The sequence below is a fragment of the uncultured Microbacterium sp. genome, assembly GCF_963521695.1.
GTDB lineage: Bacteria > Actinomycetota > Actinomycetes > Actinomycetales > Microbacteriaceae > Microbacterium.
Genome location: NZ_CAUQWC010000067.1, coordinates 1 through 15,231, shown reverse-complemented (window position 1 = coordinate 15,231; position 15,231 = coordinate 1). Strand labels below are relative to the sequence as shown.

Annotated in this window: 13 protein-coding genes; all 13 read left to right on the top strand. The window is 69.4% G+C overall.

The features are described 5' to 3' along the window. The first annotated feature begins 288 nt into the window (after positions 1-288). Positions 289-552, top strand: a complete 264-nt coding sequence (locus tag RWP81_RS07140; RefSeq protein WP_043361677.1) for a phosphoribosyl-ATP diphosphatase — start codon at positions 289-291, stop codon at positions 550-552. A 46-nt stretch (positions 553-598) separates the two neighbouring features. Beyond that, a complete protein-coding gene (gene hisG, locus RWP81_RS07135; RefSeq protein WP_314454102.1) occupies positions 599-1,441 on the top strand; it encodes an ATP phosphoribosyltransferase in 843 nt (280 codons plus the stop codon). Then, the gene (gene hisF / locus RWP81_RS07130) at positions 1,441-2,205 is read left to right on the top strand and encodes an imidazole glycerol phosphate synthase subunit HisF (RefSeq protein ID WP_314454100.1); all 765 of its coding nucleotides are present in this window, start codon (positions 1,441-1,443) and stop codon (positions 2,203-2,205) included. The genes hisG and hisF overlap by 1 nt, the downstream gene beginning before the upstream one ends. After that, complete coding sequence (hisI, locus tag RWP81_RS07125) at positions 2,202-2,540, top strand: phosphoribosyl-AMP cyclohydrolase (protein ID WP_314454097.1); 339 nt, start codon at positions 2,202-2,204, stop codon at positions 2,538-2,540. The genes hisF and hisI overlap by 4 nt, the downstream gene beginning before the upstream one ends. Then, on the top strand, positions 2,540-3,127 hold the full coding sequence (locus RWP81_RS07120) for a Trp biosynthesis-associated membrane protein (protein WP_314454094.1): 588 nt from the start codon (positions 2,540-2,542) through the stop codon (positions 3,125-3,127). Before hisI ends, RWP81_RS07120 begins: the two co-directional genes overlap by 1 nt. A 263-nt stretch (positions 3,128-3,390) precedes the next feature. Continuing rightward, the gene (locus RWP81_RS07115) at positions 3,391-3,621 is read left to right on the top strand and encodes a DUF6704 family protein (RefSeq protein WP_055954875.1); all 231 of its coding nucleotides are present in this window, start codon (positions 3,391-3,393) and stop codon (positions 3,619-3,621) included. Between the two features lie 2 nt (positions 3,622-3,623). Further along, the gene (gene trpC, locus RWP81_RS07110) at positions 3,624-4,400 is read left to right on the top strand and encodes an indole-3-glycerol phosphate synthase TrpC (protein WP_314454090.1); all 777 of its coding nucleotides are present in this window, start codon (positions 3,624-3,626) and stop codon (positions 4,398-4,400) included. 119 nt (positions 4,401-4,519) lie between these two features. Beyond that, complete coding sequence (trpB, locus tag RWP81_RS07105) at positions 4,520-5,791, top strand: tryptophan synthase subunit beta (protein WP_314454108.1); 1,272 nt, start codon at positions 4,520-4,522, stop codon at positions 5,789-5,791. Beyond that, positions 5,788-6,594, top strand: coding sequence for a tryptophan synthase subunit alpha (gene trpA / locus RWP81_RS07100; protein WP_314454087.1), 807 nt, complete (start codon positions 5,788-5,790; stop codon positions 6,592-6,594). Before trpB ends, trpA begins: the two co-directional genes overlap by 4 nt. Next, positions 6,591-7,595 (top strand): prolipoprotein diacylglyceryl transferase, encoded by a 1,005-nt coding sequence (gene lgt / locus RWP81_RS07095; RefSeq protein WP_314454084.1) that lies wholly within the window; start codon positions 6,591-6,593, stop codon positions 7,593-7,595. Before trpA ends, lgt begins: the two co-directional genes overlap by 4 nt. 52 nt (positions 7,596-7,647) lie before the next feature. After that, on the top strand, positions 7,648-12,225 hold the full coding sequence (gene gltB, locus RWP81_RS07090) for a glutamate synthase large subunit (RefSeq protein ID WP_314454081.1): 4,578 nt from the start codon (positions 7,648-7,650) through the stop codon (positions 12,223-12,225). Continuing rightward, the gene (locus RWP81_RS07085) at positions 12,218-13,684 is read left to right on the top strand and encodes a glutamate synthase subunit beta (RefSeq protein ID WP_314454078.1); all 1,467 of its coding nucleotides are present in this window, start codon (positions 12,218-12,220) and stop codon (positions 13,682-13,684) included. The genes gltB and RWP81_RS07085 overlap by 8 nt, the downstream gene beginning before the upstream one ends. A 55-nt stretch (positions 13,685-13,739) precedes the next feature. Continuing rightward, positions 13,740-15,185 carry a pyruvate kinase gene (gene pyk, locus RWP81_RS07080; protein WP_055954898.1) on the top strand — a complete coding sequence of 482 codons (1,446 nt, stop codon included), beginning with the start codon at positions 13,740-13,742 and terminating at the stop codon, positions 15,183-15,185. Positions 15,186-15,231: the final 46 nt, after the last annotated feature.

The window sequence follows — 15,231 nt, the reverse complement described above, 5'->3', positions numbered from 1 at the left end:
ACCCCGACGCGGCCATCCAGTCGCTGCGCACCACGGCATCCCGCCACCGCCACTGAGCCCCGCGCACGCCGTCGTCGCTCTCGGCGCGCGCGCGTGCTTCGCGGCCGCTCGCGCCCACGCATAAACGCGATCCACGCGTACAAACGCGCTCTCCTCGCGTTTCCGCACGCAGAAAGCGTTTATGCGTGAGCTGCCCCGCACGCGGGGCCGCACCCAGGCGCACCCCACCCCCATCCGTGCCACACCGCGCGGCACCGCCCACCCCGGCCGACCCGATACCCTGGAACCGTGAAGACCTTCGACGACCTGTTCGCGGAACTCAGCGCCAAGGCCGTCGAGCGACCCGAGGGGTCCGGCACCGTCGCTCAGCTCGACGCGGGCGTGCACGCCATCGGCAAGAAGATCGTCGAAGAGGCCGCCGAGGTCTGGATGGCTGCCGAGTACGAGTCCGACGCCGCCGCCGCCGAAGAAATCTCACAGCTGCTGTACCACCTGCAGACCCTCATGCTCGCGAAGGGCCTGACGCTCGAAGACGTCTACCGACATCTCTGAGCCTGGCCCCTCCGCCCACAGCTCACACAACACGAAAGCCCCCGTCATGCTGCGAATCGCCGTGCCGAACAAGGGGTCGCTCGCCGAGACCGCCGCCGAAATGCTCTCGGAGGCCGGGTACACCGGACGACGCGACTCGAAAGACCTGTATACCGTCGACCCCGTCAACGAGGTCGAGTTCTTCTATCTCCGCCCCCGTGACATCGCGACGTACGTCGGCTCCGGAGCCCTCGATGTCGGCATCACCGGCCGCGACCTGCTGCTCGACGCCCGCATGCCGGGCGCGCGCGAGGTCGAGTCGCTCGGCTTCGCCGGCTCCACCTTCCGCTTCGCCGGTCGTCCGGGCCGCTTCACCGACGTTGCCGACCTCCAGGGTCTGCGCGTCGCCACCGCGTACCCCGGCCTGGTCGATGCGTTCCTCGACGAACGCGGCATCGCGGTCGACATCGTGCCCCTCGACGGCGCGGTCGAATCAGCCGTACAGCTCGGAGTGGCGGATGCCGTGGCCGACGTCGTCTCCACGGGCACCACGCTCCGTCAGGCGGGGCTCGAGATCTTCGGGCCCGTCCTGCTCGAGAGCGACGCCGTCCTCATCGCCGGTCCGCAAGAGGCCCCCGGCACCGAAACGCTGCTGAGGCGCCTGCGCGGCGTCCTCGCCGCCCGCAAGTACGTGCTCATCGACTACGACCTGCCCGCGGCGCTGGTCGACCAGGCCGTGGCCGTGGCTCCGGGCCTGGAGTCGCCGACGATCTCGCCGCTGCGCGACCCCGAGTGGGTGGCCGTGCGCGTCATGAGCCCGCGCCGCGACGTGAACCAGGTCATGGACGCGCTCTACGCGATCGGAGCGCGCGCGATCCTCGTGACCGAGATCCTCGCCGCGAGGCTCTGATGACCCTCGCGCGTCGCGTCATCCCCTGCCTCGACGTCGCGGCCGGCCGCGTGGTCAAGGGCGTCAACTTCCTCGATCTGCGCGACATGGGCGATCCTGTCGAGCTCGCCAAGCTTTACTTCGACCAGGGCGCCGACGAGGTCACCTTCCTCGACGTCACCGCCACGGTCGACGAGCGCGCGACGACCTACGACGTCGTGCGCCGCACCGCCGAGCAGGTCTTCATCCCCCTCACCGTCGGCGGGGGAGTGCGTTCCGCCGACGACGTCGCCCGCCTGCTCGCGGTCGGCGCCGACAAGATCGGCGTGAACTCCGCTGCCATCGCCCGCCCTGCCCTGATCGACGAGATCGCCGACCGCTTCGGCGCGCAGGTGATCGTGCTCTCGCTGGACGTGAAGCGCGCGGCATCCACTTCCTCCGGCTTCGTCGTGACCACCCACGGCGGACGCACCGAGACGACCCTCGACGCCCTCGAGTGGGCGCGCGAGGCCGTCGAACGCGGGGCCGGCGAGCTGCTGGTCAACTCCATCGACGCCGACGGCACGAAGCAGGGCTTCGACCTCGAGCTGGTCCGCCTGATGCGCCAGGTCGCCGCGGTCCCGGTGATCGCCTCTGGAGGCGCCGGAGCCCTCGAGCACTTCGCCCCGGCGATCCAGGCCGGCGCCGACGCCGTGCTCGCGGCATCCGTCTTCCACTCCGGTCAGCTGACCGTGGGGCAGGTCAAAGACGCGATGGCGTCCGAGGGCATCGAGGTGCGCCGATGAGCGTCAACGATGTGACGTACAACGCCGACGGTCTCGTGCCCGCCGTCATCCAGCAGTTCGACTCGCGCGAGGTGCTGATGATGGGGTGGATGGATGCCGAGGCCCTCAGCCGTACGCTGACCACCGGCCGGGTGACCTTCTGGTCGCGCTCGCGTCAGGAGTACTGGCGCAAGGGCGACACGTCGGGCCACATCCAGCTCGTGAAGGGCGCGCGCCTCGACTGCGACGGCGACACGCTGTTGATCGAGGTCGACCAGATCGGCGCCGCTTGCCACACCGGCGATCACACCTGCTTCGACGCCGACGACCTGCACCCGGTCGTGGGGGAGCGCTGATGCGGCGCGCCCGCTCCACGGCCGTCCTCGCGATGCTCGCGGCCGGAGCGCTGGGCGTGATCGCGTCCACCCAGACGTGGATCGAGGTAACCCTCGACGACGGCGCGCAGCAGACCCTCGCCGTCGCCGGCGCCGATGCCCTGCCGGTGCTCACCCCGCTCAGCCTGGCCGCGCTCGCGTTGGGCGCCGCTCTGTCGATCGTCGGTCCCGTGCTGCGCTACGTGTTCGGCGTTCTCGGCGCCCTCATCGCGGCGCTGGTGGGCGTGGGTACCGCACAGCTGCTCATCGGCCGACCCGTCGCCGCCGCCGCCTCGACCGTCACCGACGCCACCGGCATCTCGGGAACGGATGCCGTGGCCTCCCTCGTCACGGGGTTCTCCCTGACGCCGTGGCCGGCGCTCACCCTGCTCGCCCAGGCGGTGCTGTTCGCCGCTGCCGTCTTCACCCTCGTCACCGCCCGCCGCTGGGCATCGGGTGCGAGCCGCAAGTACCGCACGGCCACCGAGGCCGGCTCCGACACCGGTCGCCCGCACGACGCGATCGACTCGTGGGACGACCTCTCCCGCGGCGAGGATCCGACGACCTGACGGCAGCCCCCGCGGTGTCGCGGCATAAACGCCGTGGCATCCCTCGATCACGCCGCGGAGAAGCACTTTCGCGGCGAAGAAGCGTCGTCACGCGCCGTTTCCTCGCGTCGATTGCGTGTGTCGACGGACGTGGTGGCGGGGTCCGACACCGTCACGGCGGAAGACCCTGCGACATCGAGACGTCGAAGCCGGGAGCCCCCTCGCGCTTCGATAGACTGCATCGACGCTTTTCCCCGCGCCCGCGCGCGACTGTTAGGAGCCCCATGAGCAACCCCATCGGTGACCCCGGCCACGGACACTCGCCCGCCGCCTGGACGGCCGTGATCATCATGCTCGTCGCGTTCACGCTCGGCACGCTGTTCTTCTGGCTCGACATCCCCGCGCTCGTGTGGGCGTCGGTGGGTCTGCTCGTCGTCGGTGCGATCGTCGGCCTGGCGATGAAGAAGGCCGGCTACGGCGCTGACGGCGCGAAGTCCAACCCGAAGGCGCACTGACCGTGCTGGCCGATCTGACGGCCGGAGCGGTTGAAGATGCCGAGCAGCGCGCCGGGTCGCGTTCGCTCGCCGACGTCGAACGCGACGCCCTCGCGCAGTCGCCGGCGCGTGACGCCCTGGCGATGCTCGCTCCCGCCGACCGGGTGAAGATCATCGCCGAGGTCAAGCGCGCGAGCCCCTCGCGCGGTGACCTCGCCGCCATCCCCGACCCGGCACGCCAGGCGCGCCTGTACGAAGAGGGCGGAGCGTCGGCCATCTCGGTGCTCACCGAGGGTCGCAAGTTCAAGGGAAGTCTGGCCGACCTCGAGGCCGTCCGCGCCGCCGTGGGCGTGCCGGTACTGCGCAAGGACTTCCTCGCGACGCCCTATCAGGTGCTCGAAGCGCGCGCTTCCGGCGCCGACCTCGTGCTGCTGATCGTCGCCGCGCTCGACCAGAAGACGCTCTCCGAGCTGTTCGTGCTGACGAACGAGCTCGGCATGACCGCCCTCGTCGAGACGCATTCCGCAGAAGAACTCGAGCGCGCCGCCGACATCGGCGCCACGCTCATCGGCGTCAACGCCCGCAATCTCTCCACCTTCGAGCTCGACCGCGATCTGTTCGGCTCGCTCGCCGACCGCTTCCCCGCCGACGCTGTGAAGATCGCCGAGTCCGCCGTTCTCGCGCCCGCCGACGTCGCCCACTACCGCGCCGCGGGCGCCGATGTGGTGCTCGTGGGCGAGGCCCTCGTCACCGGCGACCCCGTCGCCACCCTCCGTGCGTTCCTCCAGGAGACCTCATGACAACCCTCAGTGACCACGCACAGGGCGACCGGGCACCGGGCGACCAGAAGCCGGGCGACCGGCCCGCGAGCCTTCGCGACCAGAAGGGGCCCTTCTTCGGCGACTTCGGCGGTCGCTACATGCCCGAGTCGCTCATCGCCGCGATCGACGAGCTCACCGAGGTCTACGAGTCCGCGATGGCCGACCCGACCTTCCACGCCGAGCTGCGCGCCCTGCTGCACGACTACGCGGGCCGCCCCTCGGTGCTCACCGAGGTGGCGCGCTTCGCCGAGCACGCCGGCGGCGCCCGGGTGTTCCTCAAGCGCGAAGACCTGAACCACACCGGCTCGCACAAGATCAACAACGTGCTCGGTCAGGCGCTGCTCACCAAGCGCCTGGGCAAGACGCGCGTGATCGCCGAGACCGGCGCGGGCCAGCACGGCGTGGCCACGGCCACTGCGGCGGCTCTCTTCGGCCTCGACTGCGTGGTCTACATGGGCGAGGTCGACACCGAGCGCCAGGCCCTCAACGTCGCGCGCATGCGTCTGCTGGGCGCCGAGGTCGTGCCCGTCACGACCGGCTCCCGCACCCTGAAGGACGCCATCAACGAGGCGTACCGCGACTGGGTCGCCTCGGTCGAGACGACCAACTACATCTTCGGCACGGCCGCGGGCCCCCACCCGTTCCCGGCCATGGTGCGCGACTTCCAGAAGATCATCGGCGAAGAGACGCGCGCCGAGTTCCTCGAACGCCTCGGCCGCCTCCCGGATGCCGTGTTCGCGTGCGTCGGCGGCGGCTCAAACGCCATCGGCATGTTCGACGCGTTCCTCGACGACGAGGGCGTCGCGCTCTACGGCGTCGAGGCCGCCGGCGACGGCGTCGACACCCCGAAGCACGCGGCATCCATCGGTCGCGGCCGCCCCGGTGTGCTCCACGGCGCCCGCACGTACGTGCTGCAGGACGAAGACGGCCAGACCACCGAGTCGCACTCGATCTCGGCGGGCCTCGACTACCCGGGCGTCGGCCCCGAGCATGCGTGGCTCGCCGACCTGGGTCGCGCGAAGTACATCCCGGCCACCGACGACGAGGCGATGCAGGCCCTTCGCCTGCTGTCGCGCACCGAGGGCATCATCCCCGCCATCGAGTCGGCCCACGCCCTTGCCGGCGCCCTCCGCATCGGACGGGAGATGGGTCCGGATGCCGTCATCGCCATCAACCTCTCGGGTCGCGGCGACAAAGACATGGACACCGCGGCGCGCTACTTCGACCTCTATGACGCCGAGCACGCATCGGAGGAGGCGGACGGCCCTGCACAGACGCGCGCGGCCGAGGCCGTGGCATCCGCCCCCGGATCACCGGTCGATGTGACAGCCGCGCCCGACGCCGCGAGCGGTGCGGGGGTAGAGCTGTGACCTCGCGCGTCTCCGCCGCCATCGACGCGGCCCGCGCAGAGGGGCGCGGGGCGTTCGTGGGATACCTGCCCGCCGGCTTCCCCGACGTGCAGACGAGCATCGACGCCGCCGTCGCCCTGGCCGAGGCCGGTGCCGACGTGATCGAGCTCGGCCCGCCCTACAGCGATCCGGTGATGGACGGCCTGGTCATCCAGGAGGCCACGCAGACCGCGCTCGCCAACGGCTTCCGCATGCGCGACCTGTTCACGATCATCCGCGAGGTCACGGCGCGCACCGATGTGCCGGTCCTGGTGATGACGTACTGGAACCTCGTCGAGCAGTACGGCGTCGACCGGTACGCCGACGAGCTCGTCGCCGCAGGCGGCGCGGGTCTCATCACCCCCGACATCACGCCCGATGCCGGTGCCGCGTGGATCACCGCGAGCGAGCGCACCGGTCTCGACCGTGTCTTCCTCGCCGCGCCGACCTCGTCGGACGAGCGACTGCAGATGATCGTCGAGGCCTCCACGGGCTTCGTCTACACCGTGTCGACCATGGGCATCACGGGGGAGCGCACGCAGCTGGATGCCGCAGCTCGCACGCTCGTCGGGCGTCTGCGCAGCTTCGGTGCAGAGCACGCGTGCGTGGGCATCGGCATCTCCAACGCCGAGCAGGTCGCGGGCGTCGTCGATTACGCCGACGGCGCGATCGTCGGTACCGCCCTGGTCAAGGCGCTGCGCGATGGCGGTGTCGAGGGGCTGTCAAACCTCGCACGGGAGCTGTCCGCGGGCACGACGCGGCGCGCCTTAGACTCGTTCGCATGACGTTCGCCCTCTCGAGCGCCGCCTCCGGCGTGCTCGCCAGCATCCCGAGCCCGACGATCTCCTACGTCGATCTCGGTCCGCTCCGCATCCACTTCTACGCGCTCTGCATCATCGCGGGCATCATCGTGGCGGTCTTCCTGACGAACGCGCGTCTGACGCGTCGGGGGGCCGAGAAGTGGGTCGTCATCGACATCTGCCTGCTGGCAGTGCCGCTCGCCATCGTCGTGGCACGCATCTACCACGTCGTCACGCACCTCGGCTTCTACTTCGGTCCGGGATCCAACCCCTGGAACATCACCCAGCCGGGCTCCGTGTGGGCGATCTGGGAGGGCGGCATCGCCATCTACGGTGCGCTGATCGGTGGCGCCATCGGCGCGATCCTCGGATGCAAGTGGACCGGCATCCGGTTCTGGACCTTCGCCGACGCCGTCGCACCGGGCCTCATCATCGCGCAGGCCATGGGCCGCTTCGGCAACTGGTTCAACCAGGAGCTCTTCGGCCAGCCCACCGACCTGCCCTGGGGTCTTGAGATCGCGGCAGGTAACCCCGCGATCCCCGTCGGACTGCCATCCGGCACGCTTTTCCAGCCGACCTTCCTCTACGAAGTCATCTGGAATCTGCTCGGCGCCGCCGTCATCCTGTGGGCCGGCAAGCGATTCGGTCTGCAGTGGGGCAAGCAGTTCGCGATCTACCTCGTGTGGTACTCGGCGGGCCGTATCGTCTGGGAATCCATCCGTATCGACCCCAGCGACATCATCCTGGGCCTGCGCACCAACGTCTGGGCAGCCATTTTCGGCGTGATCCTGGGCATCGTGATCTTCGTCGTGCAGTCCCGTCGTCACCTCGGTCTCGAGCCGTCGCCGTACGTACCCGGTCGCGAGGGCAAGGCTCCCGGGGCTGTAGACTCAGGCGACCCCTCTGACTTCGTCGACGTGAGCGAGCCGCCCGCGACGAGCGACACCGTCGGCACCAGCGCCACAAGCAGCCCCGCCACGAACTAACACTCTGGGCCGACGTCGTCCCATCCGAAGCATCAACGTGAGGACGGTTGAAATGGCTTCCAGCCTGCGTTCCGACACCGTCGGAGGCTCATTCCCGGCCCGACAGGGAATGTACGACCCGTCGTTCGAGAAAGACGCCTGTGGCCTCGCCATGGTCGCCACTCTCCGCGGCGAAGCGGGTCACGACATCATCGACCTGGCGCTGACGGCGCTGCGCAACCTCGAGCACCGCGGCGCCATCGGCTCCGACGCGGGCACCGGCGACGGCGCCGGCATCCTGACGCAGATGCCCGACGCGTTCCTGCGTGCCGTGGTCGACTTCGAACTGCCCCCGGTGGGGGAGTACGCCGCCGGCATGGTGTTCCTGCCGCTCGGCCACGACGAACGCGCCGCGATGAAGGCGGGCATCGAAGAGATCGCACGGCACGAGAACCTCGAGGTTCTCGGCTGGCGCGAGGTGCCCGTCGAGCACGAGAACCTCGGCAAGCTCGCTTACGAGGCGCGGCCCGCGTTCGAGCAGCTGTTCGTCGCGCGCCCGGCCGTCGGTGACCAGCCGGCTCTGTCGGGCATCGCGCTCGACCGCCGCGTGTACCGCCTGCGCAAGCGCGCGCGCCACGAGATCGACGCCTACTTCGTGTCGCTGTCGAGCCGCACGCTCGGCTACAAGGGCATGGTCACGACCCTCCAGCTCGAACCGTTCTACCCCGACCTGTCGGATGAGCGCTTCATCTCCGAACTTGCCGTGGTGCACTCGCGCTACTCGACCAACACGTTCCCGTCGTGGCCCCTCGCCCAACCGCTGCGCATGCTCGCGCACAACGGCGAGATCAACACCGTCAAGGGCAACCGCAACTGGATGCGCGCCCGCCAGTCGCAGCTGGAATCCCAGCTGATCGGCGACGTACGTCCGCTGCTGCCGATCTGCACCGAGGGCGCCAGCGACTCGGCATCCTTCGACGAGGTGCTCGAGCTCCTGACCCTCACCGGCCGGAGCCTCCCGCACGCGATCATGATGATGGTCCCCGAGGCGTACGAGAAGCAGGCGACGATCGACCCCGCCCTGCGCGCCTTCTACGACTACCACTCCATGCAGATGGAGCCGTGGGACGGCCCCGCCGCCCTGATCTTCACCGACGGCACGCTCGTCGGCGCCACCCTCGACCGCAACGGCCTGCGCCCCGGGCGCTGGACCGAGACCACCGACGGCCTCGTCGTCATCGGTTCCGAGACCGGTGTGCTCGACTTCGCGCCCGAGCGCATCAAGCGCCGCGGTCGTCTGCAGCCGGGCCGCATGTTCCTCGTCGACACGGCCCAGCGCCGCATCGTCGAAGACGAAGAGATCAAGGCCGACCTGGCCGCCCTGCAGCCGTGGGGCGAGTGGGTCGACAAGGGTCGCGTGAAGCTCAGCGAGCTGCCCGAGCGCGAGCACATCGTGCACCCCATCGCCTCGATCACCCGTCGCCAGCGCACCTTCGGCTACACCGAAGAAGAGGTGCGCATCCTGCTGACCCCCATGGGTCAGGGCGGTGCGGAGCCGCTCGGCGCCATGGGCAGCGACGCACCCGTCGCCGTACTGAGCGACCGCCCCCGCCTGCTGTTCGACTACTTCTCGCAGCAGTTCGCGCAGGTGACCAACCCTCCGCTGGACTCCATCCGCGAAGAGGTCGTCACGTCGCTCTCGCTGGGCCTCGGTCCGGAGCGCAACCTCCTCGACTGGGGGCCCGACCACACCCGCACGGTGACGCTCGACTTCCCCGTGATCGACAATGACGAGCTCGCCAAGATCCAGCACATCGACACCGCGCTCCCGGGCCGGTCGTCGGTGACGGTGCGTGGTCTGTACCGCGTCGAGGCAGGTCACAAGGGGCTGCAGAAGCGCCTCGTGCAGATGTGCTCCGAGGTCGACGCGGCCATCGAAGACGGCGCCGAGTTCATCGTGCTCAGCGACCGCGACTCCAACAAAGACCTGGCGCCGATCCCCTCGCTGCTCATGCTTGCGGCGGTGCACCACCACCTCATCCGCAAAGAGACCCGCATGAAGGTCGGCCTGGTGGTCGAGGCGGGCGACGTGCGCGAAGTGCACCACGTCGCCACCCTCATCGGGTACGGCGCCTCGGCGGTCAATCCGTACCTCGCGATGGAGACCGTCGAGTACCTCGTACGCGCCGGCTTCATCAATAACATCACGCCCGAGAAGGCCGTCAAGAACCTGATCTACGCGCTCGGCAAGGGCGTGCTGAAGATCATGTCGAAGATGGGCATCTCGACCGTGTCGTCGTACGCCGGCGCGCAGGTGTTCGAAGCCGTGGGCCTGTCGCGCGACTTCGTCGAGGCCTACTTCACCGGCACCGAATCCAAGCTCGGCGGTGTCGGGCTCGACATCATCGCCGCCGAGAACGCCGCACGTCACGAGTACGCCTACCCCCAGGATGCCGCGGCCCGGGCGCACGAGCGCCTCTGGACCGGTGGCGAGTACCAGTGGCGCCGCGACGGCGCCCCGCACCTGTTCAACCCCGACACGGTGTTCCGTCTGCAGCACGCCACGCGCGAGCGCCGGTACGACATCTTCCGCGAGTACACGCAGCTCATCGACGACCAGGCGCACGAGCTGAAAACGCTGCGCGGCCTGTTCGGCCTGCGCACGGGCACCCGTCCCGCCCTGCCGATCGACGAGGTCGAGCCGGTCTCGGCCATCGTCAAGCGCTTCTCCACCGGTGCGATGAGCTACGGCTCGATCTCGAAAGAGGCGCACGAGGTGCTCGCGGTGGCGATGAACCAGATCGGCGGAAAGAGCAACACCGGTGAGGGCGGAGAAGACGTCGACCGTCTGCTCGACCCCACCCGACGCAGCGCCATCAAGCAGGTGGCATCCGGTCGCTTCGGTGTGACGAGCCTCTACCTCACCGAGGCCGACGACATCCAGATCAAACTCGCCCAGGGCGCCAAGCCCGGCGAGGGCGGCCAGCTGCCCCCGACCAAGGTGTACCCGTGGGTGGCGCGCACGCGTCACGCGACCGCGGGCGTCGGCTTGATCTCGCCGCCGCCGCACCACGACATCTACTCGATCGAAGACCTCAAGCAGCTCATCTTCGATCTCAAGCGCGCCAACCCCTCGGCCCGTATCCACACCAAGCTGGTGAGCCAGTCGGGTATCGGCGCGGTCGCCGCGGGCGTCGCCAAGGCGCTGAGCGACGTCATCCTGGTCTCCGGTCAAGACGGCGGCACGGGCGCGAGCCCGATGAACTCGCTCAAGCACGCGGGCACGCCGTGGGAGCTGGGCCTCGCCGAGACGCAGCAGACGCTCATGCTCAACGGCATGCGCGACCGCGTGGTGGTGCAGGTCGACGGTCAGATGAAGACGGGTCGCGACGTGATCATCGGCGCCCTGCTCGGTGCCGAGGAGTTCGGCTTCGCCACCGCCCCGCTGGTGGTCTCGGGCTGCATCATGATGCGCGTCTGCCACCTCGACACCTGCCCCGTGGGTGTCGCGACGCAGAACCCCGTGCTGCGCGAGCGCTTCACCGGCAAGGCCGAGTACATCGTGACCTTCATGGAGTTCATCGCGCAGGAGGTGCGCGAGTACCTCGCCGCCCTCGGCTACCGCTCGATCGACGAGATCGTCGGCCACGCCGAGCTGCTCGACGCCAACGAGGCGATCCAGCACTGGAAGGCGCGCGGGCTCAACCTCGCACCGATCCTCGAAGGACCCCGCTTCGCCGACGACGAGCCGCGCCGTCACGGCCGCAACCAGAACCACGAGCTCGAAGACCACTTCGACGTGCAGCTCATCGAGCGCGCCCAGGATGTCATCGCACACGGCGGCCAGCTCACGGTCGACCTGCCCATCCGCAACACCGCGCGCGCGGTCGGAACCATGCTCGGTCACCACGTCACCAAGGCACGGGGCGAGCACGGCCTGCCCGAGAACTCGATCGACGTGCGCCTGACCGGCTCGGCCGGACAGTCGTTCGGTGCGTTCATGCCCGCGGGCATCACGCTGCGCCTCGAGGGCGACTCGAACGACTACGTCGGCAAGGGCCTCTCGGGCGGCACGATCGTGGTGCGCCCGCCGCGCGGATCGTCGTTCGCGGCATCCGAGAACGTCATCGCCGGCAACGTCATCGGCTACGGCGCCACCCAGGGGCAGATGTTCCTCAACGGCGTCGTGGGGGAGCGGTTCCTCGTGCGCAACTCCGGCGCCACGGCGGTCGTCGAGGGCGTGGGAGACCACGCGCTCGAGTACATGACCGGTGGTCTCGCCGTCATCCTCGGCGCCACGGGCCGCAACCTCGGCGCCGGCATGTCGGGTGGCCAGGCCTACGTCTACCAGCTCGATCGCGACCTCGTGAACCGCGATGCCATGGCATCCGGCGAGCTCGAACTCGGCCCCCTCGGATCCGGGGACGCCGAGATCCTCCGCGACCTGCTCGCAAAGCACGTCGCAGAGACCGATTCCACCCTCGGCCGTCGTCTGCTCGACGACTTCGAGACCGAGGTGGACAACTTCGTCCGGGTGCTGCCACGCGACTACGCCGCGGTACTGCAGACCCGCCAGGAGGCGATGTCGGAGGGGCTCGACCCCGACGGCGACGTCGTCTGGAAGCGCATTCTGGAGGTGACGGGTGGCTGACCCGAAGGGCTTTCTCAAGACCACGGAGCGCGAGCTCCCGAAGCGTCGACCGGTGCCCGTGCGCATCATGGACTGGAAAGAGGTGTACGAGCCGGGCGATTCGGCCGTCATCCGCCGCCAGGCCGGTCGGTGCATGGACTGCGGCATCCCGTTCTGCCACAAGGGATGCCCGCTCGGCAACCTCATCCCGGAGTGGAACGACCTGACCTGGCGTGGCGAGGGACGAGCAGCGATCGAGCGTCTGCACGCGACGAACAACTTCCCGGAGTTCACCGGACGCCTGTGCCCCGCGCCCTGCGAGAGCTCGTGCGTGCTCGGCATCAACCAGCCGGCCGTGACGATCAAGCAGGTCGAGGTCTCGATCATCGACGAGGCCTTCGCCAACGGGTGGGTCGAGCCCGAGCCGCCGGAGCGCCTGACCGGCAAGACCGTCGCCGTCGTGGGCTCCGGCCCCGCCGGTCTCGCGGCCGCCCAGCAGCTCACGCGTGCCGGCCACACGGTGGCGGTGTTCGAGCGCGACGACCGCATCGGCGGCCTCATGCGCTATGGCATCCCCGACTTCAAGATGGAGAAGCGTCACCTCGAGCTGCGCCTGCGCCAGATGCAGGCGGAGGGCACGCGCTTCCGCGCGGGAGTCGAGATCGGCAAAGACATCTCGTGGAGCGACCTGCGGGCGCGATACGACGCGGTCGTGGTGGCCACCGGCGCCACCGTGCCGCGCGACCTCGCCATCCCGGGTCGCGACCTCGACGGCGTCCACTACGCCATGGAATACCTCATCGAGGGCAACAAGGCGGTCGCGGGCGACCAGGTCCCCCAGCAGATCTCGGCCGAGGGCAAGCACGTCGTCGTCATCGGCGGTGGCGACACCGGAGCCGACTGCATCGGCACGGCGCACCGCCAGGGTGCCCTGAGCGTGACGAACCTCGCGATCGGCAAGCAGCCGCCGTCGGAGCGTCCCTCCGAGCAGCCCTGGCCGATGATGGCGAACCTGTTCGAGATGGCCTCGGCCCACGAAGAGGGCGGGGAGCGTTCGTTCCTCGCCTCCACCGTGGAGTTCCTCGGCAACGCCGCGGGCGAGGTGCGCGCCCTGCGCGTCGCCGAGACCGAGTACCTCGACGGGCGCCGCGTGCCCAAGAGCGGCACCGAGCGCGAGATCCCGGCCGACCTGGTGCTCATCGCGATGGGCTTCACCGGTCCGGAGCGCGAGCACCTCGAAGACCAGCTCGGCACGCAGTTCACCGGGCGCGGCAACATCGAGCGCGACGCCACCTACGCCACGACCACGCCGGGCGTGTTCGTCGCCGGCGACGCCGGCCGCGGGCAGTCCCTCATCGTGTGGGCCATCGCCGAGGGCCGTGCGGCCGCCGCCGAGGTCGATACGTTCCTCATGGGCGAGACGGTGCTGCCCGCACCGGTGCGCCCCACCGATGTCGCCATCGGCCTCCTGCCCGCCTAAGCTGGCAAGGGCCGATCGGCCACTTCCCGAAAATCCTCACGGAGCTTGAAAACGGATGAGACGCGCCAAGATCGTCGCAACACTCGGGCCCGCCACGTCGTCGTATGAGATGGTTCGCGCCATCATCGACGCCGGGGTGGACGTCGCCCGCCTCAACCTGAGCCACGGAGATTACTCCGTGCACGACGCCAACTTCGCCAATGTGCGCAAGGCCGCAGAAGACGCCGGCCGCCCGGTCGCCGCCCTCGTCGACCTGCAGGGCCCCAAGATCCGCCTCGGAAAGTTCGAGAACGGTCCCCACGACCTGCTGCCCGGCGACATCTTCAAGATCACCATCGAAGACATCCTCGGCACCAAAGAGATCGTCGGCACCACGTTCAAGGGGCTGCCCCACGACGTCAAGCCCGGCGACTTCCTGCTGATCGACGACGGCAAGGTGCGCGTGCGCGTCGTCGAGACCGACGGCACCGTCGTGACCACCGAGGTCATCGTCGGCGGTCCCGTGTCGAACAACAAGGGCATCAACCTGCCCGGCGTCGCCGTCAACGTCCCCGCGCTGAGCGAGAAGGACGAAGCCGACCTCCGCTGGGGCCTGAAGGCCGGAGCCGACCTCATCGCGCTGTCGTTCGTGCGCGACGCCTCCGACATCGTGCGCGTGCACGAGATCATGGCCGAAGAGGGACGCTACGTGCCCGTCATCGCCAAGATCGAGAAGCCGCAGGCCGTCGATAACCTCGAAGAGATCATCGACGCGTTCGACGCCATCATGGTCGCCCGTGGTGACCTGGGTGTCGAACTGCCGCTCGAGGCCGTGCCGATCGTGCAGAAGCGCGCCGTCGAGCTGGCCCGCCGTATGGCGAAGCCCGTCATCGTCGCGACGCAGATGCTCGAGTCGATGATCAACAACCCCGTGCCCACGCGCGCCGAGACCTCCGACGTCGCCAACGCCGTGCTCGACGGCGCGGACGCGGTCATGCTCTCGGGCGAGACCAGCGTCGGAGACTTCCCGGTGGTGGTCGTCGAGACGATGGCCCGCATCGTGGAGTCCACCGAGGAGCACGGTCTGGACCGCATCGCGCCCCTGACCAACAAGCCCCGCACCCAGGGCGGCGCCATCACGCTCGCCGCGGTCGAGGTCGCCGACTTCGTCGAGGCGAAGTACCTGTGCGTCTTCACCGAGTCGGGTGACTCGGCTCGCCGCATGTCGCGCCTTCGTTCGACCATCCCGATGATCGCGTTCACGCCCGAGCCCGGCATCCGCCGTCGCCTGGCGCTGACGTGGGGCGTGCGCTCGACGCTGGTGGAGCACGTGTCGCACACCGACAAGATGTTCCTGCAGGTCGACGACTACCTGCTCTCGCACGACCTGGCCAAGGTCGGTGACAAGGTCGTCGTCATCTCCGGTTCCCCTCCCGGAATCGCCGGTTCGACGAACGACCTGCGGGTGCACCGCGTGGGTGACGCCGTTCACGGCGCGGCCCCCGGGTACCAGGAAGTCTGAGCCCAGTCGACGCGCGCCGGTGCATCCGGCGCGCGTCGTCGCGCGC

Bases quoted from the DNA above. Each gene is read 5' to 3' on its own strand.
- gltB (WP_314454081.1), top strand. From the start codon at position 7,648: ATGGCTTCCAGCCTGCGTTCCGACACCGTCGGAGGCTCATTCCCGGCC.
- hisG (WP_314454102.1), top strand. From the start codon at position 599: ATGCTGCGAATCGCCGTGCCGAACAAGGGGTCGCTCGCCGAGACCGCC.
- pyk (WP_055954898.1), top strand. From the start codon at position 13,740: ATGAGACGCGCCAAGATCGTCGCAACACTCGGGCCCGCCACGTCGTCG.
- trpB (WP_314454108.1), top strand. From the start codon at position 4,520: ATGCCCGAGTCGCTCATCGCCGCGATCGACGAGCTCACCGAGGTCTAC.
- hisI (WP_314454097.1), top strand. From the start codon at position 2,202: ATGAGCGTCAACGATGTGACGTACAACGCCGACGGTCTCGTGCCCGCC.
- lgt (WP_314454084.1), top strand. From the start codon at position 6,591: ATGACGTTCGCCCTCTCGAGCGCCGCCTCCGGCGTGCTCGCCAGCATC.
- hisF (WP_314454100.1), top strand. From the start codon at position 1,441: ATGACCCTCGCGCGTCGCGTCATCCCCTGCCTCGACGTCGCGGCCGGC.
- RWP81_RS07115 (WP_055954875.1), top strand. From the start codon at position 3,391: ATGAGCAACCCCATCGGTGACCCCGGCCACGGACACTCGCCCGCCGCC.
- RWP81_RS07120 (WP_314454094.1), top strand. From the start codon at position 2,540: ATGCGGCGCGCCCGCTCCACGGCCGTCCTCGCGATGCTCGCGGCCGGA.